The following is a 26,272-nucleotide window of genomic DNA, read 5'->3' on the forward strand; positions in this document are numbered from 1 at the left end:
TAATCCCAACTGTCGTGCCGAAGCTCTTCAGCCATCGTGCGATGCTCCGCGTCGCATGCCGTTCTGGACGCTCCGCGTCCTCTCCTGAATAAGCGGTGTGGCGTAAATCCATGACGCAGAGCGTCACGAACGGCATTCCCATGCTGGAGCGTGCGGAACGATAATCCAACTGTCGTGCCGAAGCTCTTCAGCCATCGTGCGACGCTCCCGCGTCCGATCTTGCATTTGCGGTGCGGATTTATGACACTTTTATTTCAATGAATCCCACCCTGTGCGATGCTGGCGCCAAGGCTAATAGCCGACTAAAAGCTTAGTAGAGCGTTACACCCTTTCCCCGCTCGCTACATGCACATCTTTCAATTCATCGCCTGAACGGGCAAACCTCAGGGGGCTTTCAGCATGCTGACCCTGCTCGATTTGCTATCTGCCGTCGCCCTGCTGATCTGGGGCACGCATATCGTGCGCACTGGCATCCTTCGTGTTTACGGTGCACAACTTCGTCGTTTACTCAGCCAGAACATGTCCAAGCGACCACTGGCGTTCATCGCCGGCATTCTGGTGACAGCCATGGTGCAGAGCAGCAATGCCACTGCCATGCTGGTGACCTCATTTGTCGGCCAGGGGCTGATGACGCTGACACCGGCGCTGGTGATCATGCTCGGCGCCGATGTCGGCACGGCATTGATGTCCCGCGTGCTGACGTTCGATCTGTCGTGGCTGTCGCCGTTGCTGATTTTCCTTGGCGTGGTGTTCTTTCTGTCGCGCAAGCAGACCCGTGCCGGTCAGTTGGGGCGGGTCGGTATCGGCCTGGGCCTGATCGTGCTGGCGCTGCAATTGATCGTCGCAGCGGCTGCACCGATCACCCAGGCGGCCGGGGTCAAGGTGTTGTTTGCCTCGTTGACCGGCGACCTTCTGCTGGATGCGCTGGTCGGTGCCATGTTTGCGCTGATCTCCTATTCCAGCCTCGCGGCAGTTCTGCTGACGGCCACCTTGGCGGGCACGGAAGTCATTGGTCTGCCAGTGGCGATCGGCCTGGTGATCGGTGCCAATATCGGCAGTGGTCTGCTGGCGTTTCTCAGCACCAGCATGCAGAACGTTGCTGGTCGGCAAGTCGCGTTGGGCAGCCTGCTGTACAAACTGTTCGGCCTGTTGCTGATCATTCCGGTGCTCGACCCGCTGGTTGCCTGGATCGACACGCTGGGCTTTCGTCCGCAGGAGTTGGTGATCGGCTTTCACCTGATCTACAACACGTTGCGCTGCCTGATCATGCTGCCTACCGTCGGCCCGATGGCGCGGTTGTGCGCGGCCTTGCTGCCGCAGCAGAACGAGGTCGGTGGCCTGGCCAAACCTCGCCATCTGGACCTGACCGCATTGTCGACGCCCAGCCTGGCACTGGCCAACGCGGTGCGCGAAACCCTGCGCATGGGCGACTTGATCGAGAGCATGCTGGGCTCGATGCTCGCGGTGCTGCGCGGCACGCAGACGGCGGTCACTCAGGAAGTGCGGAGTCTCAACGATGACGTGGAAGTGCTCTATAGCGCGATCAAGCTTTACCTGGCGCAGATGCCGCGTGAAGACCTCGGCGAGCACGACAACCGACGCTGGGCCGAGATCATCGAGCTGACCATCAATCTGGAACTGGCCAGTGGCCTGATCGAACGCATGCTGCGCAAGATCCAGCAGCAGAAGACCTCGCACCGCCGCTCATTCTCGGAAGTCGGCCTGGAAGAACTCGCCGATCTGCATATCCAGTTGCAGTCGAACCTGCGTCTGGGGCTCTCGGTGTTCCTCAGCGGTGACGAGGAAAGCGCGCGTCAATTACTGCGTGAAAAACGCCGTTTTCGAGCCCAGGAACGCCGTCTGGCGCATGCTCACGTCAGCCGCCTGCGGCAGAAGGTTGTGCAGAGTATCGAGACCAGTTCGCTGCACCTGGAACTGATTGCCGACATGAAACGCCTGAACTCGCTGTTTTGCAGCAGCGCTTATGTGGTACTGGAAACGGCCGACACCGGGGCCTTGTCGAGCGAGAGCGAGCCCGAACGATCACTATGAACGTAAGGGCCGAGGTGAAGTCTGTTAAACATACCGGCCCGCCAGGAAAGCTGTTTTATGCGTTGCCTGCTGTTCGCTTGTCTGCTCCTCGGTTCACTCCCTTCGTTTGCCCTTGACCGCCTTCAGGTCGAGGGCTATCTGCTGCCCAATGGTTTGCAAGTCCTTCTCAAGCCCGGTTCCGAAAAGGGTCACGTCGCCATCCGCCTGGTGGTAGGCATCGGTTTCGATGACTTCCCCTGTCAGGACAAGGAGCTGCCGCACCTGCTGGAACACTTGCTGTTCAGCGGCGTGGATGACAGCGGTGAAGGGGGGCTGGAGGAGCGCATGCAGGCACTGGGCGGCGAGTGGAACGCCTTCACCAGCAACGCCGATACCACCTTCGTGATTGAAGCGCCTGCGCGCAACCAGCGCAAGGTGCTCGACCTGCTGCTGGAGATCATGACCAGAACCGAGCTCAGCCAGGCACGACTGGACGGCGTCAAACGCGTTGTAGAGCGCGAAGACGGCGGGCACTTTTCACACCTGCAGCGCCTGCTTGACCGGCGTGACTCGGGGCGCAGCGCCAGCAGTCAACTGGCGGTGGAGCTGGGCCTCAAATGCGCCGAGCGTCCTGAAGTGGATGGTATCAAGCTGGGCCATATCGAAGACGTCTTCGCCAACTGGTACGCGCCCAATAACATGACGCTGATCGTGGTTGGCGATCTGGACAAGCTGTTGCCGGCCTATCTGGAGCGCACTTACGGCAAACTGGCACCCACCGACCCCATCGATCACCCGCCGCTGGCGCAAAGCACGGGTTCAGCCGAGCCGCGACGCGAGCTTGAGCGCGGCGGGCTGGGCGAGAGTGTCAAGCTGCACCTGATCTACCCCGAGCCACAGCTCGACGACCAGCACGACGAAACCTGGGAGCTGGTCAAAGCCTATCTTGACTGGACGCTCTACACTGAGCTGCGTCTGAAACATAGCTTGTCGTACGGTCCTTCTGCCGAGCGGGAAGTGTTCGGCGATGTCGGGTTTTTGAGCCTGAATGCCGATGTCGAACGTGACGATGCCGATGAAGCCGAGCAGGACATCCGCAATATGGTCGAGCGCCTGCAAAAAGAAGGCATGCAGCCCGCTACATTTGCGCGGTTGCAACAGCTCGCCATCGACCGGCAATCGTGGGCCACACAGGGCAATAGTGCGCTGGCCGACTATTATTGGAGCGCGCTAAATGATTACGAAAACGGGCGCTTTGAGGACCCGGCCAAACGCATCAAGGCGGTGAAACTGGAGACAGCCAGTCAGGCCATGCGCCAGCTGCTCGCCCAGCCGGGCTACATGCGAATTGAAAAGCCTCTGTTCAGTTATGACGGCCTGTATTGGCTGATTGGCGGGGTGCTGGGCCTGATAGCCTTGTTGGCCGTGTGGCGCTGGCGTGTACGCAATAAATAGAATTCTGACGCCGAACTGCATTGGTGGTGTTGGCTGCGCGCCGCGCTTGTTACGCTGCGCGGTTTTTTGTATGAACAGAACCGAGTGACCCCTCCGATGCTTGACGTGAATCGCTATGTGACACCCGTGCTCAACTTGATGCAGCGCTACCCGGGGCTCATTGCAGCGTTTGGTTTCGTTTCCGGTATCGCCAGTTTCATTCTGGTCGATCGCCAGGCAGGACTGGCCACCTGGATTGCCGTGGTGATGCTGATCAGCTGGCTGTGGCTGATGGTCGAAAACACCATGGTCGGGCTGCTCAACAAGGCGCTGGGCCGCGAGATTCCGCAGGGTTTGCTGCGCTACGGCACGCAGATGATCCATCAGGAAAGCCTGTTTTTCGTGTTGCCGTTCTTTTTCATCACCACCACCTGGAACAGTGGTCAGGCGGTATTCACTGCGGTGCTCGGCGCCGCCGGGCTGATCTCGATCATCGACCCTCTCTACTACAAGTGGCTTGCGCCCAGACGCTGGCTGTTCATGACGTTGCACACTCTGACACTGTTCGCGGCACTGCTGACCGCGCTGCCGATCATCCTGCACCTGACCACCGCCGAGAGTTACAAACTGGCGCTGGGCGTGGCGATGCTGCTGTCGGCACCCAGCCTGATGTCGAACTTCCCGCTCAACACCTGGCGCAGCGCACTGGCCGTGATCAGCATCATCCTGGCCATCGGCGCGGCGGGCTGGTTGCTGCGCTCCTGGGTGCCGCCTGCGACGCTCTGGTTGACCGAAGTGGCGGTCAGCCCGGACTTTGATAACAAGAACCGCACACCGGGCGACAGTATTTCGCTGATCAGCGCCAAACAGCTGCGCAACGGCGGCCTGTATGCGTACACCGCCATCAATGCGCCGCGCGGTCTGGATGAGCGTATCTACCATGTGTGGTGGCATGAAGGCGAAGAGATGGACCGCATCGCGCTGGATATCCACGGCGGCCGCAAGGAAGGCTATCGCGCCTGGACACGCAAACAGAACTTCCCGGAGGACGTGACAGGGCGTTGGCAGGTGAGGGTGCTGACCGAGGACGGCCAGATGATCGGCGTGCTGCGCTTTGTGGTCACCGACAACGATCAACCGGCCGTTAAACGACCTACCGGGCGGATAATCAAACTCAAGCCGGGCGGCGACTCGGCTGAAGAAACCACACCTGAATCTGCACCCGCCGATCAGGCGAAGCAGGAAAAGCGGGAGGCAGCGCCTGCCGAGTCGGCACCTGCTGAATCTGCACCTCAGGCTCCGGCGCAGTGAGCCGTCAGGAAGCAGTCGCGCCGAAGAACCAGTAGCAGACGAAGATCGCGGCCACCACACCGGCAAACTCGGCCAGCAGTGCGCAACCCACTGCATGGCGAGCGCGCTGAATGCCCACAGCGCCAAAGTACACCGCTAGCACGTAGAACGTGGTTTCGGTGCTGCCCTGAATCGTTGCGGCGGCCAAGGCTGCGAAGCTGTCGACACCCTGGGTCTGCATGGTTTCGATCAACAGTGCCCGGGCGGCGCTGCCGGAGAAGGGTTTGACCATCGCGGTCGGCAACGCATCGACGAAGCGTGTATCCAGCCCCAGCCACTGCACCACATGCCGAATGCCTTCCAGGCCAAAGTCCAGCGCGCCGGATGCGCGCAGCACACCCACTGCGCAGAGCATGGCGACCAGATAAGGCAACAGGCTTTTGGCGACGTCGAAGCCTTCCTTCGCACCTTCGACAAAGGCCTCATAGACCAGCACCTTGCGTAACGTGCCGATGATCAGAAACATCATAATCAGGCCGAACAGCGTGAGGTTACCCAGAATGGACGACAGGCCCGCCAGCGCAGCCGCCGACAGCGTGCCGAGAAAGGCCATGAAGGTGCCCAGCAGCAGGGCGCCGGGGATGAGGTAGGCGAGCACCACCGGGTCCCACAGACGCAGACGCTGCATGAGCGCGACCGACAGCAGGCCGACGATGGTCGAGACGCTGGTAGCCAGCAGAATCGGCAGAAATACCAGGGTAGGGTCGGGAGCACCCTGCTGGGCGCGGTACATGAAGATAGTTACCGGCAGCAGCGTCAGCGAGGAGGCGTTGAGCACCAGAAACAGGATCTGCGCGTTACTGGCGGTGGTCTTGCTCGGGTTGAGTTCCTGCAGCGAACGCATGGCCTTCAGACCGATAGGCGTGGCGGCGTTGTCGAGCCCTAGCGCATTGGCGGCGAAGTTGAGGGTAATCAGCCCGAGTGCCGGGTGGCCGGGCGGCACTTCCGGCATCAGGCGCAGAAACAGCGGACCGAGAACCTTGGCCAGCCAGTCGACGATGCCCGCCTTCTCGGCGATGCGCAAAAAGCCCAGCCACAGCGTCAGTGTGCCGAACAGCAGCACCATGACCTCGACCGACAGTTTGGCCATGGCAAAGATACTTTCGACCATCGCCGCAAAAATGCCGGCGTTGCCGCCCACCAGCCACTGCACCAGCGCGGAAATCGTCGCCACGACAAAAAAACCAAGCCACAGGCCATTGAGCATCGGATAAGTCCCTCACAAGATGCGGCGATGATAGCGGCGGGGTGCGCTGGAGGGAAATCGGCGGAGGCCGTACGGCGCAATCAAGAGCGGACGCAGAGCGTCCAGAACGGCATGCGACGCAGAGCGTCGCACGATAGTTGCGATTATCGTTCCTCACGCTCCAGCGTGGGAATGCCGTGGGTGACGCTCCGCGTCACAAATCTGAGAGGCGCCGCATACTCAAGATCGGACGCGGATCGTCCAGAACGGCATGCGACGCGGAGCGTCGCACGGTAGTTGAATGGTCGTTCCTCACGCTCCAGCGTGGGAATGCAGTGGGTGACGCTCTGCGTCACAAATCTGCGCTGCGCCGCACACTCAAGAGCGGACGCGGAGCGTCCAGAACGGCATGCGACGCAGAGCGTCGCACGATAGTTGAATGGTCGTTCCTCAGGCTAAAGGAATGCCTTGGTTGTATTCAGCGCCCGGCCAGCAGTTCCTGACCGCGGACCACGGCGGTGCGGACCTGTTCGGGTGCGGTGCCGCCGATGTGGTTACGGGCGTTGACCGAGCCTTCCAGGGTCAGCACGGCAAACACGTCCTGCTCGATCTGATTGCTGAACTGACGCAGTTCTTCCAGGCTCATTTCTGCCAGGTCCTTGCCGGTTTCCACACCATATTTCACGGCATGGCCGACGATTTCGTGGCAGTCACGGAACGGCAGACCACGACGGACCAAATAGTCGGCCAGATCGGTCGCGGTCGAGAACCCGCGCAGCGCCGCTTCACGCATGATGGCGTGCTTCGGTTTGATTGCCGGGATCATGTCGGCGAACGCACGCAACGAGTCACGCAGGGTGTCGGCGGCATCGAACAGCGGTTCCTTGTCTTCCTGATTGTCCTTGTTGTAGGCCAGAGGCTGGCCTTTCATCAGGGTCAGCAGGCCCATCAGGGCACCGAACACGCGGCCGCTCTTGCCGCGTACCAGCTCAGGCACATCGGGGTTTTTCTTCTGCGGCATGATCGAGCTGCCGGTACAGAAGCGATCCGGCAGATCAATGAACTGGAACTGCGCACTGGTCCAGAGCACTAGCTCTTCGGAGAAGCGCGACAAGTGCATCATCGCGATGGACGCCGCCGAGCAGAATTCGATAGCGAAGTCGCGATCCGAGACGCCGTCCAGCGAGTTACCGCCCACGACGTCGAAGCCCAGCAGTTTGCAGGTCAGTTCGCGGTCGATCGGGTAGGTGGTGCCTGCCAGCGCAGCGCTGCCCAGAGGCATGCGGTTGAGACGCTTGCGGCAGTCGACCAGACGCTCGTAGTCGCGGCTGAGCATTTCGAACCATGCCAGCATATGATGACCGAATGTAACGGGCTGGGCGGTCTGCAAATGGGTGAAACCGGGCATGATGGTTTCAGCTTCGCGCTCGGCCTGGCCCAGCAGGCCTTGCTGCAGACGCGTGATTTCGCTCAGGATCAGGTCGATTTCGTCGCGCAGCCACAGACGGATATCGGTGGCGACCTGATCGTTGCGGCTGCGACCGGTGTGCAGCTTCTTGCCGGTGATACCGATGCGATCGGTCAGGCGTGCTTCAATGTTCATGTGCACGTCTTCCAGATCGACGCGCCACTCGAACTGGCCGGCCTCGATCTCGGCCTGGATGGTGTTCAGGCCGTCAACGATGGTGTCACGCTCGGCGTCGGTCAGAACGCCCACCTTGGCCAGCATCGTGGCGTGGGCAATGGAGCCCATGATGTCGTGGCGATACAGACGTTGATCGAAGGTGACGGAGGCAGTGAAACGCGCGACAAACGCGTCGACGGGTTCACTGAAGCGGCCGCCCCAGGACTGATTGGTCTTGTCGGTGCTCATGGATTCGCTCGTTGCTAACAGAAAGTGGCGTGCCCGTTACCTGGCACAAGGGCGATTGCGATGATAACAGGGTTGATGCATTTTTATCCCCGGACAGCTTGCCGCTGACGAGGCCAGGGCAGAGACTGGAGGCATGCGAATCGAACCTGTGAAACACGATGCCCGGCCTGTGCCCGGCAAAGACTTTTTCCTCCCCGAACTGTGCCTGCCGCAGGCATTGCTGGTGCTTGTCGTTCTGGCGGAGCTGCTGGTGCTGGTTCTGGTGCTGGTAGAACCGATGCGTACCGGCTTCGACTGGGTACGTCTGGCGCTGATGTCGCTGTTCGTGCAATGGATCGTACTGCTCTCCGCAGCGCTGCTGTGTGGTTTGCGACCCTGGCTGGCGCGCCTGACACCGGGGCTGGCAGGCATGCTCAGCTGCCTGCTGGTGGTCGGCCTGACGTTGCTGTGCACAGCCGTCACCGATGTCTGTCAGCTCACCGGACGGATCTCGATCGGCGGGATGGTCGAGCGCTACCTGCGCTACTCGACCATCGCGTTGATCATGTCCGCCCTGATGCTGCGCTATTTCTATCTGCAGAGTCAGTGGCGCAAGCAGCAACAAGGCGAGCTGCGCGCCAGGATCGAATCGCTGCAGGCGCGGATCCGCCCGCACTTTCTGTTCAATACCCTCAACAGCATTGCCAGCCTGGTTGCCAGCAACCCGGTCAAGGCAGAGCAGGCGGTACTCGACCTTTCAGACCTGTTTCGCGCCAGTCTGGCCAAGCCCGGCAGCCTGGTAACGTGGGGCGAGGAGCTGGCATTGGCAAAACGATATTTATCGATTGAGCAATATCGTCTTGGCGAGCGTCTACAGTTGGACTGGAGGGTGAGTGCAATTCCCGATGACTTGCCGATTCCCCAGCTAACCTTGCAGCCATTACTTGAAAACGCTTTGATTTATGGCATTGCTCCGCGAGTCGAGGGGGGCGTTGTAACGGTCGAAGCGAACTATGAAGGGGGAGAGTTCATATTGAGCGTCAGTAATCCCTATGAAGAAGTTGCCAATCGGCAGACTTCCAACGGTACTCAGCAGGCTCTGACGAATATAGGCGCACGTATTGCGGCACTTTTTGGCCCGCATGCCAGTCTGAGCGTGGAGCGCCGTGACGGTCGTCACTACACCTGTCTACGCTATCCTTGTGCGAGACTCACGCAGGAAGCCAGAGCTATATGAATGTCCTGATCGTTGATGACGAACCCCTGGCCCGCGAGCGATTGAGCCGCATGGTCAATGAGATTGAGGGTTATCGAGTACTGGAACCCAGCGCCTCCAATGGTGAAGAAGCCTTGGCGCTGATTGAAACTCACAAACCGGACGTGGTGCTGCTCGATATCCGCATGCCGGGTCTCGATGGCCTGCAGGTTGCAGCGCGCCTGTGCGAGCGGGAAGCGCCGCCTGCGGTCGTGTTTTGCACTGCCCACGATGAATTCGCCCTGGAAGCTTTCCAGGTCAGTGCAGTCGGCTATCTGGTCAAGCCTGTGCGCTCCGAGCACCTCGTCGAAGCATTGAGGAAAGCCGAGCGGCCAAACCGCGTGCAACTGGCGGCGTTGACCCGTCCGGCTGCAGAAAGCGGATCGGGCCCGCGCAGCCATATCAGCGCGCGGACCCGCAAAGGTATCGAGCTGATTCCACTTGACCAGGTTATCTACTTCATCGCCGATCATAAGTACGTGACCTTGCGTCATGAGGGTGGCGAAGTGCTGCTGGACGAGCCGCTCAAGGCGCTGGAAGACGAATTCGGCGACCGTTTCGTGCGCATTCACCGCAATGCACTGGTGGCCCGCGAGCGAATAGAACGGTTGCAGCGCACGCCGCTGGGGCATTTTCAGCTGTTTCTCAGAGGGCTTAATGGCGATGCGTTGATCGTCAGTCGCCGCCATGTAGCCGGTGTACGCAAGATGATGCAGCAGCTCTAGAGCTCCCCGCTCTGGAGCCTGGGCATCAAAACCGAGTCACGGAACTGGTCGGTTTTTCAGATCTGTGTGTTCTCCGGTTTGTCTGCGGGGCACCGTCCTGCCCCCTCAGCCGCTGGCCGATTCGGTGATCGAAGTCAGTGGGCTGACGCAAGTTTTCAGTCGGCGCTGAAGCCACCCTGGCTGAGCTGTTATTATCCGTCGCATTCACTCAGTACGGATTGTTCAATGTCCTCTCGCGAAATCCGCATCGCCACGCGCAAAAGTGCGCTGGCACTCTGGCAGGCAGAATACGTAAAGGCCCGTCTCGAACAGGCTCATCCCGGCCTGCTCGTGACGCTGGTGCCCATGGTCAGCCGTGGTGACAAGCTGCTCGACTCCCCACTGTCGAAAATCGGCGGCAAGGGTCTGTTCGTCAAGGAGCTGGAAACAGCGCTTCTGGAAGACAACGCCGATATCGCCGTGCATTCGATGAAAGACGTGCCGATGGATTTTCCACAAGGCCTGGGCCTGTTCTGCATCTGCGAGCGTGAAGACCCACGCGATGCGTTCGTGTCCAACACCTTTGCCAGCCTGGACGAACTGCCAGCCGGCAGCATCGTCGGCACCTCCAGCCTGCGCCGTCAGGCGCAATTGCTGGCGCGTCGTCCCGATCTGCAGATCCGCTTCCTGCGTGGCAACGTCAATACGCGCCTGGCCAAGCTCGATGCCGGCGAGTACGACGCCATCATTCTTGCCGCCGCGGGCCTGATCCGCCTGGGCTTTGAAAATCGTATCACCTCGGCAATCAGCGTTGACGACAGCCTGCCAGCGGGCGGCCAGGGTGCGGTGGGTATCGAATGCCGCAGCGTTGATGCCGAAATTCATGCCTTGCTTGCCCCCCTGCATCACGAAGACACCGCCGTGCGCGTGATTGCCGAACGCTCGCTGAACAAGCACCTCAACGGTGGCTGCCAGGTGCCTATCGCCTGTTATGCCGTGCTGGAAGGCGATGACGTCTGGTTGCGCGGGCTGGTGGGCGACCCGTCCGGGAGTGTATTGCTGCACGCCGAAGCCCGCGCGCCACAGACATCCGCCCAGGCGCTGGGTGTGCAGGTGGCCGAAGCACTGCTGGCGCAGGGTGCCGCCGACATTCTGAAAGCGGTGTATGGCGAGGCCAACAACGAATGAACACCTGGCGCCTGTTGCTGACCCGCCCGGCCGAAGAATCGGCAGCGCTGGCAAACGTGCTGGCCGAGGCCGGTATCTTCAGCAGCAGCCTGCCTTTGCTCGAGACCGAGCCATTGCCCTTGACGCCTGCACAGCGTTCGATCATTTTCGAGCTGCTCAATTATTGTGCAGTGATCGTGGTCAGCAAACCTGCGGCGCGGCTGGCCATCGAGCTGATCGACGAAGTGTGGCCACAGCCACCCATGCAACCCTGGTTCAGTGTGGGTTCAGCAACCGGGCAGATACTGCTTGATTACGGGCTCGATGCGAGCTGGCCGGAGCAGGGCGATGACAGCGAAGCCTTGCTTGAGCTGCCACGTTTGAAACAGGCGATTGCCGTACCGGGAAGCCGTGTGCTGATCATGCGCGGTGACGAAGGACGCGAACTGTTGGCCGAGCAATTGCGCGAGTTGGGGGTGGGAGTTGATTACCTGCCGTTGTATCGTCGCTACCTGCCGCAGCATGCCCCCGACGCCCTGCCGCAACGTGTTGCGGTGGAACGCTTGAACGGGCTGGTGGTCAGCAGTGGGCAGGGTTTTGAACATTTGCTTCAGCTGGCGGGTGATTCATGGCCGGACCTGGCCGATTTGCCACTGTTCGTACCAAGCCCCCGGGTTGCCAGCATTGCGCAGGCAGCTGGAGCCCGGACCGTTATTGATTGTCGTGGCGCCAGCGCCACGGCATTGCTGGCAGCGTTGCGGGATCAACCTCAGCCTGCCGTCAAGGCGTAATGATCGACACTTGTCGTTTACGCTATTACGCCAAAATGCAAAGGATGGGATACGTGAGCGAAACAGCCTTGCCTAAAGACGATGAATCGGTTTTGAAAACGCCTGCACCCAAGCCTGACCCAGTACGTGCCGAGCGCACCGGCAGCCGCAGCAGTGGCCTGGTATTCCTGGCCTTGCTGCTGGGTATCGCGGGTGTCGCGGTCGCAGGCTGGGGGGTCTGGCAACTGCGCATGCTGCAAGCAGGCCACCAGCAGCAGCGCGGCCAGGTTGAAGACATCGCCGAGCAGACGCTGGTACTGGCTCAGAATGATCAGCAACTGAGCGCACGCCTCGCGCAATTCCCGCCTGCCGATCAGTTGGCAGACAGCAGACGTCTGGTCGCGCAATTGCAGGGCGATCAGCAGCGCCTCAGCCAGCGACTCGAAACCGTGCTGGGCGCGAGCCGCAAGGACTGGCGCCTGGCCGAGGCCGAGCATCTGCTGCGTCTGGCCAGCCTGCGTCTTTCAGCACTGCAGGACATCAACAGTGCTCAGGCGCTGGTTCAGGGTGCCGACGAAATTCTGCGTGAGCAGGACGATCCCGGCTCCTTTGCGGCCCGCGAGCAACTGGCCAAGAGCCTTGCCGCCTTGCGCAGCGTTGAGCAGCCAGACCGCACCGGACTGTTCCTGCAACTGGCCGCCCTCCGCGAACAGGCTGAGCAGCTCAACAAGCTGGCACCTGAATACGAAGACAAGGGCGAGTCTCTTCTGGGCCTGACCGCCGACAAGACTGAACAAAGCCGGTGGACGCAGTGGTGGGACGAAATTTCCCACTACTTCCGTATCGATTTCAACGCCGACAAGGATATCCGCCCGGTATTGGCAGGCCAGAGCCTTTCCCAAGTGCGCCTTGCCCTGAGCCTGGCGCTGGAGCAGGCGCAATGGGCGGCGCTCAACGGTGAGCCGCAGGTCTACACCAAGGCCATTACCGAAGCGCAGAGCGTTCTGAAGGCCAACTTCGATCAGGACGACCCACAGAGTAAAGTGCTCGGCCAAGGGCTTGAGGCTCTGGCCAAACAGCCCGTATCGGTCAAGACCCCTGATCTGGCGCAGAGCCTTAGCTCGGTGCAGGCTTACCTTGAACGCCGTCATGCCGCGGGCCAGCCAGCCGAGGCGCAACAGGGGACCAGCCGATGAAGCGCTTTTATGTGCTGTTATTCATCGCTATCGCCGCCGCGGCGCTGATTGGTGTCGCCATCGCCGAGCATTCCGGCTACGTGCTGATCGCCTATCAGAACTTCCGCTATGAATCGAGCCTGTGGGCAACGCTGGCGCTGCTGGTCGCAGTTCTGCTGGTGATCGCCCTTCTGCGGCTGGTCATCACGCTGCTGACGACATCAGGCCGCGTGGTCAACCCATGGTCGCGTCGTAACCGCCGTCGCCGTGTGCAACTGGCTATCGAGCATGGCCAGATGGACCTTGCCGAGGGACGCTGGGCCAGCGCACAACGTCATCTGCAACGGGCGGCGGAAGCCGATGCCCATCCACTGCTTTACTACATTGGTGCCGCCCGCGCGGCCAATGAGCAGGGGCGTTACGAAGACTGCGATGCCTTGCTGGAGCGTGCGCTGGAGCGTCAGCCACAAGCCGAACTGGCAATTGCCCTGAATCACGCTCAACTGCAACAGGATCGTGGCGACACCGAAGGTGCGCTCACCACGCTGCTGGCAATGAAAGAGCGTCATCCACATAACCCTCAGGTGCTTCGCCAGTTGCAGCGTCTGTATCAGCAACGTGGCGACTGGTCCGATGTTGTTCGTCTGATGCCGGAGCTGCGCAAGGACAAGGTCCTGCCAGCCAAGGAGCTTGCCGAGCTGGAACGCCGCGCCTGGGGCGAGAACCTGACCCTGGCGGCGTACCGCGATGGTATCGAAGGCTCACCCACCGGGCTGCCATCGCTGGAAAGCGCCTGGCAAGGACTCGCCTCCGCACAGCGTCAGGAGCCGCAACTGGTGCTGGCGTATGCCGATCAATTGCGTCGTCTGGGCGCCGAAGCACAGGCTGAAGAAGTGCTGCGTAGCGCCCTCAAGCGCGAATACAACAGCCATCTGGCGCGTCTGTATGGCCTGGTGCGCGGCAGCGATCCGCTGAAACAACTGCAAACGGCAGAAGGCTGGCTCAAGCACCATCCTGCCGATCCAAGCCTGTTGCTGAGCCTGGGGCGTATCTGCCTGCAAGGCCGACTGTGGGGCAAGGCGCGGGATTATCTGGAGAGCAGCCTGCGTCTGGAACGCAACCCCGAGACCTGCGCAGAGCTGGCTCGTCTGCTGGCCCAACTGGGTGAGACGGATCGCAGCAATACGCTGTTTCAGGAAGGCCTGGGCCTGCTCGACGAGCGCTTCCTGTCGCGCCCTGTGCCTACGCTGACCAAAGCATAAAGCTGTCGGAGAGCCCCGTGAGAGGGCTCTCCATGCTGTCTCGGCGACAACAGAAACCAGTTCGTGAGAATCTTCCTACGCCGATGTGTAAAAGAACCACGTAGTAGTGTGTTTGTTTTCCCAGATAAACAGCGAAGTATCCGCACGCCGCCACCTTGAATGCGCCGCACCCTTTCCTCTACCGTAATCGCCTCGTCCTTTGTTACGGATTTGCCATGTATCTGGCTCGCACACGCTTCCTGTTTTTCCTGGCATCGCTGGCCTGTGCATCAATCATTGGCACCGCCTTTTATCTGCAGCAAACCTTCGGCCTCGACCCTTGCGTCCTTTGCCTGATACAACGCGCGGCAATCATCGCCTGCGGTGTGTTGGCATTGTGCGCTGCCTGCCACGCTCCCGGCCCGACAGGCATGCGGCGCTACAGCCTGGGCTTTCTGCTGATCGCGCTGACAGGGCTTGTTACGGCAGGCGCTCAGGTATGGCTGCAAACCGCCTCGGCAGATCAATTGATACCTTTCATTACCAGACTGGAGCATCTGTTAAGCCTGCTCTCACTGGACATGTGCATTGACCGGCTGCGAAGCGATGCAATGTTTTGCGCAGAAATCACCTGGACCCTGTTCGGTATAAGCCTGCCGGAGTGGAGTCTGCTGGCATTTACCGGCCTTGCGCTGTTACCCCTGTATCCTCTTTTCAGCGAATTCAGCCACTGGCTGGCGACCAAAGATCGGGCCAGGTATTAAACGCTTGTATGAACTTTATCTCCTGCGTACCTTGAAGGCCTTGTCGAGCGGGCATAATCTGGCCCGCACGCGTCACTGGAAATATGCTGTCCTGGCGCATCTATCAGGCCAGGTACAGGCTAACCGCCAGGACCGGCCCAGGACTGCATGCCCCTGAAGGGAAGAGAGAAGACCATGCTGGAAAGTTGTCAGAATGCTCAGGAACGCTGGGGCGGAGTCAATAAGCTGATTGATCGCTGGCTTCAAAGCCGCCTCGAACTGGTCGAAGCCTACGATGCGCTGGGCGACACGCCCCAGGCTTTGGCAGCCGATCTTGAAGGCTTGCAGAACTTCTGTGGAGTTCTTGTCGATTACGTCTCGGCCGGCCACTTTGAGGTCTATGAACAGCTGGGTGATGAAGCCCGCGCGTTCAACGACGAGCGTGGGCTCGAGCTGGCTGACACGATCTACCCGCGCCTGGACGTCATTACCAAATTTGCGTTGACGTTCAATGATCGTTGCGACAAGGGCGACTGCTCGGACGCTACCGTGGTGGCCAAGGAATTCAACCAGCTGGGGCAACTGCTGCACGAGCGCTTCGAGCTGGAAGACTGCCTGATTGAAGTGCTGCACAACTCCCACAAGGAAGAGATCGCCGCGCAGGTGTGACCGCTCGCATGCAGAGGCTACAAAACCGCCAAGGGTGCTTTTGCACCCTTTCGCGTTTCTGGATTCCGGATTTACATCCGCTTACTGTGAAACGGCAATCAGCTCGATTTCAAATACCAGCGGAGTGAACGGATCGATCAGGTCGCCAGCACCCTCAGCGCCGTAGGCTTGATCCGAAGGAATCACCAGTCGCCATTTAGCGCCGGTCGGCATCGTCTGCAATGCGCTGGTCCAGCCGCTGATCACGCTGTCGAGCCGGAACCATTGCGGCTGGGTGCTCTGATCGAAGATCGTGCCGTCCGGCAAACGACCCACATAGCGCACTTCAACCCTGCCATTGGCATCAGGTTTGGGCCCCGTGCCAGGTGTCAGCTCGGTCATGAGAATCCCGTCCGCCAATACCTTCACACCCGGCTTGGCCTTCTCGCTGTCCATGAACGTGCGCTCTGCCTTGAGGGCTGCTTCGGTAGGCGCGTCTGTGCCTGCGGTCTCGGCCTGCGCGATTGCGGCGTCATGCTCACGCAGGACCTGGTCGATACGCTCCTGCTTGAGTGCCAGCGGCTTGCCCTGATAAGCCTGTTTCAGACCGTCGACAAGTGCCTTGAGATCAAGGTCAGGGACTTCCTGATGCAAGCGTTCACCCAGGCTTGCACCCAGGCTGTAGGCGAGATCATGACCATCATCGGCCGCCGCAGGTGGTGCTTCGGCAGCTTGAGCCAGGGGTAGCAAGAGGAACAACGACGTTAACAGGTAGCGCGACATTAATGCTCTCCGGCCTGGGAAGGCAGCGATTATGCCAGCGCCAGCGCGTGTAGTGACGAGTCTTGCGAAGTGAATTTCACAATGCCTGTGCATCGTGTCAGGCAATCATTTTTTGCAGTATGCAACAGCGCCCCCTGGATGCTGTCAAGATGCGCTAGCGGCGATGCGCGCAGAAGCCTAGTATGAGCCGCAATTTCGTCACCCAGGAGGTAAGTCATGTCGGCCAAAAAGAAGCCAGTAAATACTCCGTTGCATTTGCTCCAACAATTATCGGGCAGCTTGCTTGAACATCTGGAAGACGCCTGTTCCCAAGCCTTGGCTGATGCCGAGAAACTGCTCGCCAAGCTTGAGAAACAACGCGGCAAGGCGCAGGAAAAACTGCACAACTCCCGCATCAAACTGCAGGACGCTGCCACCGCCGGAAAATCCAAGGCACAGGCCAAGGCCAAAGACGCCGTTTCCGAGCTGGAAGAGTTGCTCGATGCCCTCAAGGATCGCCAGACCGAAACCCGCACCTACATTCTGCACCTCAAGCGCGATGCCCAGGAGAGCCTGAAGCTGGCCCAGGGTATCGGTCGCGTGAAAGAGGCGGTCGGCAAGATCCTGACCACTCGCAATGCCAAGCCTGCTGCCCCTAAAGCCGCCGCCAAAGCAGCGACTGCCGCTACAGCAAAAGCACCTGCAAAAACCGCAGTGAAAGCGGCCGCTGCCAAGCCTGCCGCCAAAACTGCTGCCAAGCCTTCGACGGTCGCCAAGCCTGCAGCCAAACCTGCGGCAACCAAGGCCCCGGTCAAAGCTGCCGCCAAACCTGCCACCCGGGCAGCGGCAGCAGCGAAGCCTGCCGCGGCAAAAACAGCCGCCGCCAAGCCGGTTACGGCTAAACCTGCTGCCACCCGGCCGGCTGCCAAAGCGGCTGCGGCCAAGGCACCTGTCGCCAAAACGACGGCAAGCAGCGCTGCCAAACCAGCAGCAACAAAAACTCCGGTAGCCAAACCAGCGGCGAAAGCCCCGGTGAAAGCGCCCGCGAAGGCCGCGACCAAAGCACCAGTCAAGGCGCCTGTGAAAGCAGCAGCCAAGCCTGTCGCCAAACCTGCGGCCAAGCCAGCAGCGAAGCCGACCGCCGCCAAACCGGCTACGCCAGCGCCTGCTGCCGCTGCCAAGCCGACGACGCCTGCACCTGCCGCGCCATCTGCTGCACCGGCAACACCTGCCAATGGCGCAACGCCAACCAGCGCTTCCTAAGTCTGGTCGACGGCAAGATCAACCGCGATGCGCAGCAACTGCAGCGCATCGCGGTTTTTTTCTGCCTCTCCGTCAGCGAGCTCGATCAGCCATTCCTCTGCATTTCTCGCCTCACCCGCTGGCCAGTCTCCAGTCAGTGCCTCAAGTTTCAGCATCAGACTCTGTTCGGCCTCCAGCTCCAGCGTCTTGACCTTCATTCGCAACGTCATCAGCACCGCGTCCTCAAGCGCTGCATTGCGCCATTGATTACGCAAATCCCGCAGCGGACGCACCACTTCATCGTGCCAAGGGGTCGCCAATTGCCTTATTTGCGCTAATCGCTGCGCATTGCACGCCACGTCGCGCGTGCCGAGCCATACCCCGCAAAGCACCATGCACACGTTGGCCCCGTTGGCTTGCAGCGTCAGACAAGCCTGCTCTACACCCGGACGGGCATAGAAATCGAGGGTGAAACTCCAGAGCGCTGAAGGCATAGTGATCCACCTGTTCAGGACGAAGCTGGTAGACTCCGCCGCCATTATGATTCGACTTCAAAGCCTTACCTTACAGCGTGGTCCGCAACGTCTGCTAGAAGACGCCGAGCTGACTCTGCACGCCGGCCATAAAGCCGGTCTGATCGGTGCCAATGGCGCCGGTAAATCCAGCCTGTTCGCCTTGCTGCGTGGCGAGCTGACGCCCGACGCCGGTGACTGCCTGCTGCCCGCCGACTGGCGTATCGCGCATATGCGTCAGGAGGTCGACACCCTTGAGCGCCTGGGCGTGGACTACGTGCTCGACGGCGACGAGCGCCTGCGCGAGGTTCAGCGTCTGCTGGCCGAAGCGGAAGCCGCGCAGGACGGCGCTGCTCAGGCGCGTCTGCATTCGGAGCTCGACAGCGCCGACGGTTATACCGCAGACGCGCGGGCGCGCAAGCTGCTGGCCGGGCTGGGTTTCACCAACGAACAGATGGAACGTCAGGTCGGCAGTTTCTCCGGCGGCTGGCGTATGCGCCTGAACCTCGCGCAGGCGCTGATGTGCCCGTCCGACCTGTTGCTGCTCGACGAACCGACCAACCACTTGGACCTCGACGCCATTCTATGGCTTGAAGACTGGCTCAAAAGCTACCCCGGCACCTTGCTGCTGATTTCCCACGACCGGGATTTTCTGGACGCTGTGGTCGATCACATCGCTCACGTCGAGCAACGCAAGATCACCCTCTATCGTGGCGGCTACAGCGCGTTCGAGCGCGCTCGTGCTGAACGTCTGGCCCAGCAGCAACAGGCCTACGAGAAGCAGCAGGCGCAACGCGCGCACATGGAAAAGTACATCGCGCGCTTCAAGGCCCAGGCCACCAAGGCCCGTCAGGCACAAAGCCGGATCAAGGCACTGGAGCGCATGGAAGAGCTGTCCGCCGCGCACGTCGATTCGCCGTTCAACTTCGTTTTCCGTGAATCCGACAAGATCTCCAGCCCGTTGCTGGATCTGTCAGACGCGCGTCTGGGTTACGGCGACAAGACCATCCTCGAGAAGGTCAAGCTGCAACTCACGCCGGGCGCGCGCATCGGCCTGCTGGGCCCCAACGGCGCGGGCAAGTCGACGTTGATCAAAAATCTGGCTGGCGAGCTTGAGCCGCAGAGCGGTCGACTGGTTCGAGGTGAAAACCTCACCGTCGGCTACTTCGCCCAGCATCAGCTTGACTCACTGGATGCCAAGGCCACGCCATTGCTGCACTTGCAGCGTCTGGCACCGACTGAACGTGAACAGACACTGCGCGACTTCCTCGGCGGCTTCGATTTCCGTGGCGCGCGTCTGGATGAGCCGGTGCTGAATTTCTCCGGTGGCGAGAAAGCGCGTCTGGCGCTGGCGCTGATTGCCTGGGAAAAGCCCAACCTGTTGCTGCTCGATGAACCGACCAACCACCTGGACCTGGAGATGCGCCTGGCGCTGACCATGGCCTTGCAGGAGTTCGGTGGCGCGGTACTGGTGGTGTCTCACGATCGGCACTTGCTCAAGAGCACCACCGATGACTTCCTGCTGGTGGCTGACGGCCGCGTACAGGAGTTCGACGGCGATCTGGATGACTACACGCGCTGGCTGGCCGATTACCGCCTGCGCAACGCCCCGGTCAGCACCACGCCAGTCAACGCCGACAAGACTGACAAGAAAGCCCAGCGTCAGCAGGCAGCGGCCTTGCGTCAGCAACTGGCACCGCACAAGCGTGAAGCCGACAAGCTGGAGCGTGACCTTGGGCTGGTGAATGAAAAACTCGCCAAGGTCGAAGAAGCGCTGGCGGATAGCACCAACTACGAGGCGGCCAACAAGGACAAACTGCGCGACCTGCTGGCCGAGCAGGCAAAGTTGAAAGTACGTGAGTCCGAGCTGGAAGACGCCTGGATGCAGGCACTGGAACTGCTGGAGTCCATGCAAGCCGAACTGGAAGCATTGTCGTGAGTGGGGCGGGAAAGTGATGGATATGTTGGGCTTGCCGGTATCCGCGTACTGGCTTGAACCGTTGCTGATCGGTGTGCAGATTCTGCTGATCCTGTTGGCCGGTTATGTATTGCAGCGCATCGTGGGCGGTTTTCTGACCGGTCTGGGCGAGCGCTACCCATTGCCGCCAGAGCTGCTGGTGCCGGTGCGTGGCGGCTTGCGCTGGTTGATCATGGGCAGCGCTTTCGTCTTCGTCCTCGGCCGGCTCGGGGTATCGGCTACGGTGCTGTGGACGGCCCTGTCCGGCTTTGTCGCCGTCGCGGCGGTGGCATTCTTCGCGATGTGGAGCGTGCTGTCGAACCTGCTCTGCGCCATTTTGATCTTCACCATCGGCCCGTTCCGCATCGGTGACATGGTCGAGCTGGTCGATACGCTGGACAAGCCGGGCGTGAAGGGGCGGGTGGTCGCCATCAATCTGATGTTCACCACCCTGATCGAGACCCCGGAAGCCGGTGGCGCGCTGGTTCAGGTGCCCAATAGCCAGTTTTTCCAGAAGTCGGTCCGGCGCTGGCGCGGCAGTGATCTGTTTCCACAGATGGTGGTTGCGAAGCAGCCTGACGAGCAGGATTAAAAATAGTTAGCCTTCCAAAGCGTTAACCACTAATTTATCGGGCATTCGACTTTGCTTGAGGTGTGTTATGGCGCTTGAAACGTGGCTGGGCTTCTTTGCAGCCTGCTGGATTATCAGCCTTTCCCCTGGCGCAGGCGCTATCGCCTCCATGTCCTGCGGCCTGCAATACGGTTTCCTGCGCGGCTACTGGAATGCCCTGGGGCTGCAAATTGCCCTGGTGGCGCAAATCGCGATTGTTGCTGCCGGGCTTGGCGCGGTATTGGCAGCTTCCGAGATGGCCTTCACGCTGATCAAGTGGTTCGGCGTGGCATACCTGGTCTATCTCGGCATCAAGCAATGGCGTGCATTGCCTACTGACCTTGGCGACGAGTCTGCCGTGCGTCCTGTCGGCAAACCGATGACACTGGTGATCCGCGGTTTTCTGGTCAATATCAGCAACCCCAAAGCCCTGATCTTCATGCTGGCGATTTTGCCGCAATTCATCGAACCGGCTGCTCCGCTGCTCATCCAGTACGTCATCATCGCGACGACCATGGTCGTGGTCGATCTGATCGTGATGGCCGGCTACACCGGGCTGGCGTCGAAGGTGCTGCGCATGTTGAAGACACCTCGCCAGCAGCGTCGCCTGAATCGTACGTTTGCCAGTCTGTTCGTAGGGGCCGCGGGGTTTCTGGCCACGCTGCATCGCGGTACGGCGTAAATCTGCCAACCTCTTCAAGCCTTTGAACGGGCAAACGTCCTGTTCAAAGGTTATCTGAAAGCCGAATGTAAGATTCAGTAACAAAAATAGACCTCGACTCTTGAGTAGTGCTCTTGCGGCGTTAACAATGCACCGCATCGCATTCCTGTCGAGATTCTGCAATGCCCCTCCGTTCTCGTTTCCTTGCCTGGCTGCTGATGCCACTACTGGCGCTGTGCAGCGGCGTCACGCTGGCTGATCCTGTCGAGGGCGCAGCCCAGGCGTTGCATCTGCTGGATTATCTGGGTGCCGACTACCCGGCCACTGTGGCGGATGGCAAGGTCGTGAATACCGCGGAGTATCAGCAGCAGGTCGACAACCTGGCAGCGCTGCAAAGCCTCGTCGTGGCCCTGCCGCAACGCGCAGAGCGCGCTGATCTGGAGCAGGCCGTCACGCAGCTGAAAAACGCCGTGGCGAGTCGACAGGACGGTGTACAGGTCGCTCGTCAGGCGCGGCAGTTGAGTGCGAAGCTCGCACTTGCCTACGAAGTCAGCCAGGCCCCGGCCATTACTCCGGACCCGGCCCGTGGTGCGCCATTTTACGCTCAGCATTGCTCGGTCTGTCATGGCGATAGCGGCGCAGGCGACGGCCCGGCAGGCATCGGTCTGGAGCCGCCTCCCTCGAACCTGCGTGACTCGGCACGGCTGGATCGCCTGAGTCTTTATGATCTCTACAACGCGACCGGGCTGGGCATCGCCGGGACCGACATGCCCGCATTTGCCGATCAACTGGACGACCGCCAACGCTGGGACATCGCGACCTATATCGCCGGTTTCAGTGCGCAACCGGTTGCCAACCCGGCCAAGACCTTCAACATCGCCGACCTGGCTCGCCAGACACCTGCCGAAGTTCAGACAGCCGAAGGGCCGGATGCCAGCGCAACCTTCCGTGCCCAGCGCGCGCAGCCGCCACAGGTGCAGCGCGGCCCGGCGCAACTGCTGGATTACACCAGTGTAACGCTGGACAAAAGCCTGGCTGCCTACAAGAGCGGTGATCGCGAGCAGGCCTATGACTTGTCGGTGGCAGCGTATCTGGAAGGTTTCGAACTGGTCGAAAGCTCACTGGATAACGTCGACGCCAATGTGCGCAAGGACACTGAAAAAAGCCTGATGGCTTACCGACAGTCCTTGCAGGACAGCCTGCCGCTGGCGCAGGTTGCCCAAAAGCTGGAAGCAGCCAAAGGCAAGCTCAAGGAATCGGCGGGGCTGTTGGGCAGCGATGGTCTGAGCCTGTCGCTGAGCTACGTTTCGGGGCTGTTGATTCTGCTGCGTGAAGGGCTGGAAGCGATTCTGGTACTGGCGGCGATTCTGGCGTTTCTGCGCAATACCGGCCAGCAGTCTGCGGTGCGCAGCGTCAACATCGGCTGGGGTCTGGCTTTGCTGGCAGGGCTGGGTACCTGGGCGCTGGCGGCGTATGTCATCGACGTCAGCGGCGCACAGCGTGAATTGCTGGAAGGTGCCACCGCGCTATTTGCCAGCGTAATGGTGCTCTGGCTTGGTGTGTGGATGCACGACCGTCGTCATGCCGCCGCATGGCAGGACTATGTCAAAAGCAGTCTGGTCGGCGGCGGTGGTCGTTTCGGCTTCGCGGTGCTGGCGTTCTTCTCGGTGTATCGCGAGCTGTTCGAAGTCATCCTGTTCTATGAAACCCTGTGGTTGCAGGCAGGACCCGCCGGGCACGATGCCGTGCTGGCGGGTGGTGCCACGGCGCTGGTGCTGCTCGTGGGCCTGGCGTGGGTCATCCTGCGCGGTTCGGCGAAGCTGCCGCTGTCGCTGTTCTTCGGCATCAACGCTGCGCTGCTGTGCGCGCTGTCAGTGGTGTTTGCCGGTCATGGCGTAAAGGCACTGCAGGAAGCGGGCATATTCGGTACAAGGCCCGTGCCGTTCTTCGAGTTCGACTGGCTGGGCATTCATGCTGACCTGTACTCGCTGAGCGCACAGGCCATTGCCCTGACCGCCATTGCGGTGCTGTACGGCAGAAGTCGTCTGGCAGAGAAACGCAGGCTCCAGGCGGCAGGCTGAGGCTTCGCCTTCTTCATGGGCAAGCGGTGCACGCCGCTTGCCCATGAACGAGTCGATACCGTTCCAGCCTGTTACTCGCGTGTTTTAACTTCCTGTACAAACAACCACCTGCCATTTCTGTCAGTAGACGCATTTTTAGTCGCGCCCTACTGTAGGGAAACGCCAACTCGGCTGCCGGGTAATGGCGCATTTACCTGAGAACGAGGTGGGTGATGGCAAAGTATGAGATACGGTTGTGGGCTGAAGATATCGAGCAACATAACCATCCTGTAATAGCCATCCAGTTTTATGAGGACGACGACCTGCAAGAGCAAGCCTGGGTCAGGCTGCACCCGCACGGAAATCACAAGATTTTCGGCGAGCTGGGCAGGGATGAGGAAGTGCTGACGGTTCTGGCGCTAGCCTTCAGGAAGAAGGTGGCTGAATTGGCCGATTGGTAATTTCTGTCGCTGATAACCTGAGGCGGCGAGCTATAAAAAAGGTTCGTTCAAACGAACGAACCTTTCAGTTTGACCCGACCGATCACGTCACTCAGGATCCACCGGCTTCTTCAACTTCGGATTCGGAAAAAACTGCACACCCTGCACCTTCGGGTCTGCCGGTTTGACCACCACCTTGTTGACCCGCGTGCCCAGCTCCTTCGGTATCGAAATACCTTGCTCGTTGAGCGTATCGCTGTAGCCGCAGCCGACGCACTCGCGGTGCGGCACGTCGTTTTCGCTCCACATCATGAGCTTGTCAGGCTCGCTGCACGCCGGGCAGACAGCCCCGGCGATGAAGCGTTTCTTGGTAATGACTACCGGTGTATCGGTCATGCTGCCGCGTCCTCACTCAAGCCACTGTGACGCAAGAGTGCGTCAATCGACGGCTCGCGTCCGCGGAAGTCGACGAACAGCACCATCGGCGCCTGTGAACCGCCACGGGCCAGAATGGCTTCGCGGAAGGCACGGCCGGTTTCAGCGTTGAGCACACCGTCTTCCTCGAATTTCGAGAACGCATCGGCAGACAGCACTTCGGCCCACTTGTAGCTGTAATAACCGGCTGCATAGCCGCCTGCGAAGATGTGCGCGAAGCTGTTCGGGAAGCGGTTGTAGGCAGGCGGACGCATGACCGACACTTCATCACGAACGCCTTCCAGCACTTCAAGTACGCTGCGGCCATCGCCGTGGGTGGCGTGCAATTCAAAGTCGAACAGCGAGAACTCCAGCTGACGCACCATCATCAGGCCGGACTGGAAGTTCTTGGCGGCGAGCATTTTCTCCAGCAGGTCCTGCGGCAATGGCTCGCCGGTTTCGTAATGACCGGAGATCAGCGCCAGGCCTTCGGGCTCCCAGCACCAGTTTTCCATGAACTGGCTCGGCAACTCGACTGCGTCCCAGGCCACGCCGTTGATACCGGATACGCCGGCATGATCGATGCGGGTCAGGAGATGATGCAGGCCATGACCGAATTCGTGGAACAGCGTGGTGACTTCATCGTGGGTCAGCAGCGCAGGCTTGCCCGCGACCGCAGGCGTGAAGTTGCACACCAGATTGGCCACCGGGCTTTGCAGCGTGCCTTCAGCCGTGCGACGGCGATCACGAGCGCCGTCCATCCAGGCACCGCCACGCTTGTTGGCGCGCGCATACAGATCGAAGAAGAAACGCCCGACGTGCTGGCCGTTTTCCTTGATCTCGAACAGACGAACATCCGGGTGCCAGGTGTCGAAGCCTTTCTGCTCGGCAATCTCGATGCCGTACAGACGCTGGACAATGGCGAACAGGCCGCCAAGCACTTTATCGATGGGGAAGTAGGCGCGCAGGATTTCCTGGGAAACGCTGTAGCGCTGTTCGCGCAGCTTCTCGCCGTAGAAACCGCTGTCCCAGCTTTGCAGATCCGGGCAGCCCTGTTCGGCGGCGTAGGCCTTGAGCTGCTCCAGGTCCTGGGCCGCGAAAGGCTTGCTGCGTTTGGCCAGGTCACGCAGGAAGCTCAGCACCTGATCGCTGGACTCAGCCATCTTGGTTGCCAGGCTCAGCTCGGCGAAGTTCGCGTAGCCAAGCAGTTGGGCCAGTTCCTGACGCAGGTCGAGGATCTGCTCCATGACAGGGGTATTGTCGTTCTTGCCCGCATTCGGGCCTTGATCCGACGCGCGAGTGCAGTATGCCGCATAGACTTCTTCACGCAGTGCGCGGTCTTCGGCGTAGGTCATCACCGCGTAGTAGCTCGGGAATTCCAGCGTGATCAGGTAGCCTTCCAGATCCTTGGCCTTGGCGGCGGCAGCCATCTGCTGTTTGGCAGAATCGGTCAGTCCGGCGAGGGCGGACTCATCGGCGACCAGCTTGGTCCAGGCCTGAGTGGCATCGAGCAATTGGTTGGAAAACTGGCTGCCCAGCTCCGACAGCTTGCTCTGCACTTCGGCGTAACGCTTCTGCTGTTCAGGCGGCAGATCGATGCCGGACAGGCGGAAGTCGCGCAGCGATTGCTCCAGAATGGTCTTCTGACCGACGTCGAAGGTGGCGGCTTCAGGGCCGTTGGCCAGCGCTTCATAGGCCTGAAACAGCGCGCGATTCTGGCCCATCTCGGTGGAGTAGGCGCTCAATGCGGGCAGGCACGACTCGTATGCCTCGCGCAGCTCAGCGCTGTTGCACACGGCGTTCAGGTGGCTGACCGGGCTCCAGGCAGCGCCCAGGCGGTCATTCAATTCGTCCATCGTCAGGACCAGCCCGGCCCAGGTCGGTGTCGACCCCTGTTTAGCGAGGATGTCGGCAATCGCGGCACGGTTGTCCGCCAGGATTTTTTCAACAGCAGGTTTGACATGTTCGGCACGAATCGCCGAAAAGGGTGGCAGGTCGTACGATTGCAGAAGAGGGTTGTTCGCGCTCACGGTTTTGCACCTTGGCTGGAAGAAACAC

Annotated in this window: 23 protein-coding genes; 17 read left to right on the top strand and 6 right to left on the bottom strand. The window is 60.5% G+C overall.

Annotated features, from left to right (window positions below; translation table 11 throughout):
* The first annotated feature begins 399 nt into the window (after positions 1–399).
* The 3 genes from RYC17_RS24090 (at position 400) to RYC17_RS24100 (ending at position 4,776) form a co-directional block, all read left to right on the top strand.
* Positions 400–2,052, top strand: coding sequence for a Na/Pi cotransporter family protein (locus RYC17_RS24090; protein ID WP_316904598.1), 1,653 nt, complete (start codon positions 400–402; stop codon positions 2,050–2,052).
* Positions 2,053–2,109: 57 nt separating this feature from the next.
* Positions 2,110–3,486 carry a pitrilysin family protein gene (locus RYC17_RS24095; RefSeq protein WP_316904599.1) on the top strand — a complete coding sequence of 459 codons (1,377 nt, stop codon included), beginning with the start codon at positions 2,110–2,112 and terminating at the stop codon, positions 3,484–3,486.
* A gap of 96 nt (positions 3,487–3,582) precedes the next feature.
* Positions 3,583–4,776 (top strand): DUF5924 family protein, encoded by a 1,194-nt coding sequence (locus RYC17_RS24100; RefSeq protein ID WP_316904600.1) that lies wholly within the window; start codon positions 3,583–3,585, stop codon positions 4,774–4,776.
* A gap of 4 nt (positions 4,777–4,780) precedes the next feature.
* On the opposite strand, the gene RYC17_RS24105 is transcribed toward RYC17_RS24100, so the two are convergent.
* Both RYC17_RS24105 and argH read right to left on the bottom strand, forming a co-directional pair.
* Positions 4,781–6,022, bottom strand: coding sequence for a nucleoside recognition domain-containing protein (locus RYC17_RS24105; RefSeq protein WP_316904601.1), 1,242 nt, complete (start codon positions 6,020–6,022; stop codon positions 4,781–4,783).
* A gap of 457 nt (positions 6,023–6,479) precedes the next feature.
* Complete coding sequence (gene argH / locus RYC17_RS24110) at positions 6,480–7,874, bottom strand: argininosuccinate lyase (protein ID WP_219170696.1); 1,395 nt, start codon at positions 7,872–7,874, stop codon at positions 6,480–6,482.
* 133 nt (positions 7,875–8,007) lie between these two features.
* On the opposite strand from argH, the gene RYC17_RS24115 reads away from it, so the two are divergent.
* The 8 genes from RYC17_RS24115 (at position 8,008) to RYC17_RS24150 (ending at position 15,577) form a co-directional block, all read left to right on the top strand.
* Positions 8,008–9,090 (top strand): sensor histidine kinase, encoded by a 1,083-nt coding sequence (locus RYC17_RS24115; RefSeq protein WP_044321083.1) that lies wholly within the window; start codon positions 8,008–8,010, stop codon positions 9,088–9,090.
* Positions 9,087–9,833: a LytR/AlgR family response regulator transcription factor gene (locus RYC17_RS24120; RefSeq protein ID WP_002551374.1), complete on the top strand. Its 747-nt coding sequence runs from the start codon at positions 9,087–9,089 to the stop codon at positions 9,831–9,833. Before RYC17_RS24115 ends, RYC17_RS24120 begins: the two co-directional genes overlap by 4 nt.
* A 225-nt stretch (positions 9,834–10,058) precedes the next feature.
* The gene (gene hemC / locus RYC17_RS24125) at positions 10,059–11,000 is read left to right on the top strand and encodes a hydroxymethylbilane synthase (RefSeq protein WP_058402445.1); all 942 of its coding nucleotides are present in this window, start codon (positions 10,059–10,061) and stop codon (positions 10,998–11,000) included.
* Positions 10,997–11,770, top strand: coding sequence for a uroporphyrinogen-III synthase (locus tag RYC17_RS24130; RefSeq protein WP_058402446.1), 774 nt, complete (start codon positions 10,997–10,999; stop codon positions 11,768–11,770). The genes hemC and RYC17_RS24130 overlap by 4 nt, the downstream gene beginning before the upstream one ends.
* Before the next feature lie 53 nt (positions 11,771–11,823).
* A complete protein-coding gene (locus RYC17_RS24135; protein WP_057403653.1) occupies positions 11,824–12,945 on the top strand; it encodes a uroporphyrinogen-III C-methyltransferase in 1,122 nt (373 codons plus the stop codon).
* Positions 12,942–14,186 carry a heme biosynthesis protein HemY gene (locus RYC17_RS24140; RefSeq protein ID WP_122259342.1) on the top strand — a complete coding sequence of 415 codons (1,245 nt, stop codon included), beginning with the start codon at positions 12,942–12,944 and terminating at the stop codon, positions 14,184–14,186. The genes RYC17_RS24135 and RYC17_RS24140 overlap by 4 nt, the downstream gene beginning before the upstream one ends.
* A gap of 215 nt (positions 14,187–14,401) precedes the next feature.
* Positions 14,402–14,929, top strand: a complete 528-nt coding sequence (locus RYC17_RS24145) for a disulfide bond formation protein B (RefSeq protein ID WP_005732781.1) — start codon at positions 14,402–14,404, stop codon at positions 14,927–14,929.
* A 174-nt stretch (positions 14,930–15,103) separates the two neighbouring features.
* The gene (locus RYC17_RS24150; protein WP_057405717.1) at positions 15,104–15,577 is read left to right on the top strand and encodes an Rsd/AlgQ family anti-sigma factor; all 474 of its coding nucleotides are present in this window, start codon (positions 15,104–15,106) and stop codon (positions 15,575–15,577) included.
* 81 nt (positions 15,578–15,658) lie between these two features.
* Here RYC17_RS24150 and RYC17_RS24155 read toward each other — a convergent pair whose 3' ends face one another.
* Complete coding sequence (locus RYC17_RS24155) at positions 15,659–16,339, bottom strand: FKBP-type peptidyl-prolyl cis-trans isomerase (RefSeq protein ID WP_002551367.1); 681 nt, start codon at positions 16,337–16,339, stop codon at positions 15,659–15,661.
* Between the two features lie 216 nt (positions 16,340–16,555).
* On the opposite strand from RYC17_RS24155, the gene RYC17_RS24160 reads away from it, so the two are divergent.
* Positions 16,556–17,581 carry an AlgP family protein gene (locus RYC17_RS24160; protein ID WP_058409841.1) on the top strand — a complete coding sequence of 342 codons (1,026 nt, stop codon included), beginning with the start codon at positions 16,556–16,558 and terminating at the stop codon, positions 17,579–17,581.
* Here RYC17_RS24160 and RYC17_RS24165 read toward each other — a convergent pair.
* Positions 17,578–18,054 (bottom strand): TIGR02444 family protein, encoded by a 477-nt coding sequence (locus RYC17_RS24165; protein ID WP_057403657.1) that lies wholly within the window; start codon positions 18,052–18,054, stop codon positions 17,578–17,580. The two genes, RYC17_RS24160 and RYC17_RS24165, sit on opposite strands and share 4 nt — an antisense overlap.
* Before the next feature lie 46 nt (positions 18,055–18,100).
* Between RYC17_RS24165 and abc-f the strand changes: the two genes are divergently transcribed.
* From abc-f to RYC17_RS24190, 5 genes are all read left to right on the top strand, one after another.
* Positions 18,101–20,011: a ribosomal protection-like ABC-F family protein gene (gene abc-f / locus RYC17_RS24170; protein WP_005743916.1), complete on the top strand. Its 1,911-nt coding sequence runs from the start codon at positions 18,101–18,103 to the stop codon at positions 20,009–20,011.
* Positions 20,012–20,027: 16 nt separating this feature from the next.
* Positions 20,028–20,621 carry a mechanosensitive ion channel family protein gene (locus tag RYC17_RS24175; protein ID WP_058402450.1) on the top strand — a complete coding sequence of 198 codons (594 nt, stop codon included), beginning with the start codon at positions 20,028–20,030 and terminating at the stop codon, positions 20,619–20,621.
* Positions 20,622–20,688: 67 nt separating this feature from the next.
* Positions 20,689–21,321, top strand: coding sequence for a LysE family transporter (locus tag RYC17_RS24180; RefSeq protein ID WP_058402451.1), 633 nt, complete (start codon positions 20,689–20,691; stop codon positions 21,319–21,321).
* Positions 21,322–21,482: 161 nt separating this feature from the next.
* The gene (locus tag RYC17_RS24185) at positions 21,483–23,381 is read left to right on the top strand and encodes a cytochrome c/FTR1 family iron permease (protein ID WP_058402452.1); all 1,899 of its coding nucleotides are present in this window, start codon (positions 21,483–21,485) and stop codon (positions 23,379–23,381) included.
* Between the two features lie 212 nt (positions 23,382–23,593).
* Positions 23,594–23,821, top strand: coding sequence for a hypothetical protein (locus tag RYC17_RS24190; protein WP_002551360.1), 228 nt, complete (start codon positions 23,594–23,596; stop codon positions 23,819–23,821).
* An 87-nt stretch (positions 23,822–23,908) separates the two neighbouring features.
* Here the strand turns inward: RYC17_RS24190 and RYC17_RS24195 are convergent, their stop codons facing one another.
* Positions 23,909–24,196, bottom strand: coding sequence for a YheV family putative zinc ribbon protein (locus RYC17_RS24195; RefSeq protein WP_058402453.1), 288 nt, complete (start codon positions 24,194–24,196; stop codon positions 23,909–23,911).
* The gene (prlC, locus tag RYC17_RS24200; protein WP_316904602.1) at positions 24,193–26,244 is read right to left on the bottom strand and encodes an oligopeptidase A; all 2,052 of its coding nucleotides are present in this window, start codon (positions 26,242–26,244) and stop codon (positions 24,193–24,195) included. The genes RYC17_RS24195 and prlC overlap by 4 nt, the downstream gene beginning before the upstream one ends.
* Positions 26,245–26,272: the final 28 nt, after the last annotated feature.

The sequence above is a fragment of the Pseudomonas syringae group sp. J248-6 genome, from assembly GCF_032586995.1.
Classification (GTDB): domain Bacteria; phylum Pseudomonadota; class Gammaproteobacteria; order Pseudomonadales; family Pseudomonadaceae; genus Aquipseudomonas; species Aquipseudomonas amygdali.

Coding starts and splice junctions, on each gene's coding strand:
- RYC17_RS24090 (WP_316904598.1), top strand. CDS start 400: ATGCTGACCCTGCTCGATTTGCTATCTGCCGTCGCCCTGCTGATCTGG.
- RYC17_RS24095 (WP_316904599.1), top strand. CDS start 2,110: ATGCGTTGCCTGCTGTTCGCTTGTCTGCTCCTCGGTTCACTCCCTTCG.
- RYC17_RS24100 (WP_316904600.1), top strand. CDS start 3,583: ATGCTTGACGTGAATCGCTATGTGACACCCGTGCTCAACTTGATGCAG.
- RYC17_RS24105 (WP_316904601.1), bottom strand. CDS start 6,022: ATGCTCAATGGCCTGTGGCTTGGTTTTTTTGTCGTGGCGACGATTTCC.
- argH (WP_219170696.1), bottom strand. CDS start 7,874: ATGAGCACCGACAAGACCAATCAGTCCTGGGGCGGCCGCTTCAGTGAA.
- RYC17_RS24115 (WP_044321083.1), top strand. CDS start 8,008: ATGCGAATCGAACCTGTGAAACACGATGCCCGGCCTGTGCCCGGCAAA.
- RYC17_RS24120 (WP_002551374.1), top strand. CDS start 9,087: ATGAATGTCCTGATCGTTGATGACGAACCCCTGGCCCGCGAGCGATTG.
- hemC (WP_058402445.1), top strand. CDS start 10,059: ATGTCCTCTCGCGAAATCCGCATCGCCACGCGCAAAAGTGCGCTGGCA.
- RYC17_RS24130 (WP_058402446.1), top strand. CDS start 10,997: ATGAACACCTGGCGCCTGTTGCTGACCCGCCCGGCCGAAGAATCGGCA.
- RYC17_RS24140 (WP_122259342.1), top strand. CDS start 12,942: ATGAAGCGCTTTTATGTGCTGTTATTCATCGCTATCGCCGCCGCGGCG.
- RYC17_RS24145 (WP_005732781.1), top strand. CDS start 14,402: ATGTATCTGGCTCGCACACGCTTCCTGTTTTTCCTGGCATCGCTGGCC.
- RYC17_RS24150 (WP_057405717.1), top strand. CDS start 15,104: ATGCTGGAAAGTTGTCAGAATGCTCAGGAACGCTGGGGCGGAGTCAAT.
- RYC17_RS24155 (WP_002551367.1), bottom strand. CDS start 16,339: ATGTCGCGCTACCTGTTAACGTCGTTGTTCCTCTTGCTACCCCTGGCT.
- RYC17_RS24160 (WP_058409841.1), top strand. CDS start 16,556: ATGTCGGCCAAAAAGAAGCCAGTAAATACTCCGTTGCATTTGCTCCAA.
- RYC17_RS24165 (WP_057403657.1), bottom strand. CDS start 18,054: ATGCCTTCAGCGCTCTGGAGTTTCACCCTCGATTTCTATGCCCGTCCG.
- abc-f (WP_005743916.1), top strand. CDS start 18,101: ATGATTCGACTTCAAAGCCTTACCTTACAGCGTGGTCCGCAACGTCTG.
- RYC17_RS24175 (WP_058402450.1), top strand. CDS start 20,028: ATGGATATGTTGGGCTTGCCGGTATCCGCGTACTGGCTTGAACCGTTG.
- RYC17_RS24180 (WP_058402451.1), top strand. CDS start 20,689: ATGGCGCTTGAAACGTGGCTGGGCTTCTTTGCAGCCTGCTGGATTATC.
- RYC17_RS24185 (WP_058402452.1), top strand. CDS start 21,483: ATGCCCCTCCGTTCTCGTTTCCTTGCCTGGCTGCTGATGCCACTACTG.
- RYC17_RS24190 (WP_002551360.1), top strand. CDS start 23,594: ATGGCAAAGTATGAGATACGGTTGTGGGCTGAAGATATCGAGCAACAT.
- RYC17_RS24195 (WP_058402453.1), bottom strand. CDS start 24,196: ATGACCGATACACCGGTAGTCATTACCAAGAAACGCTTCATCGCCGGG.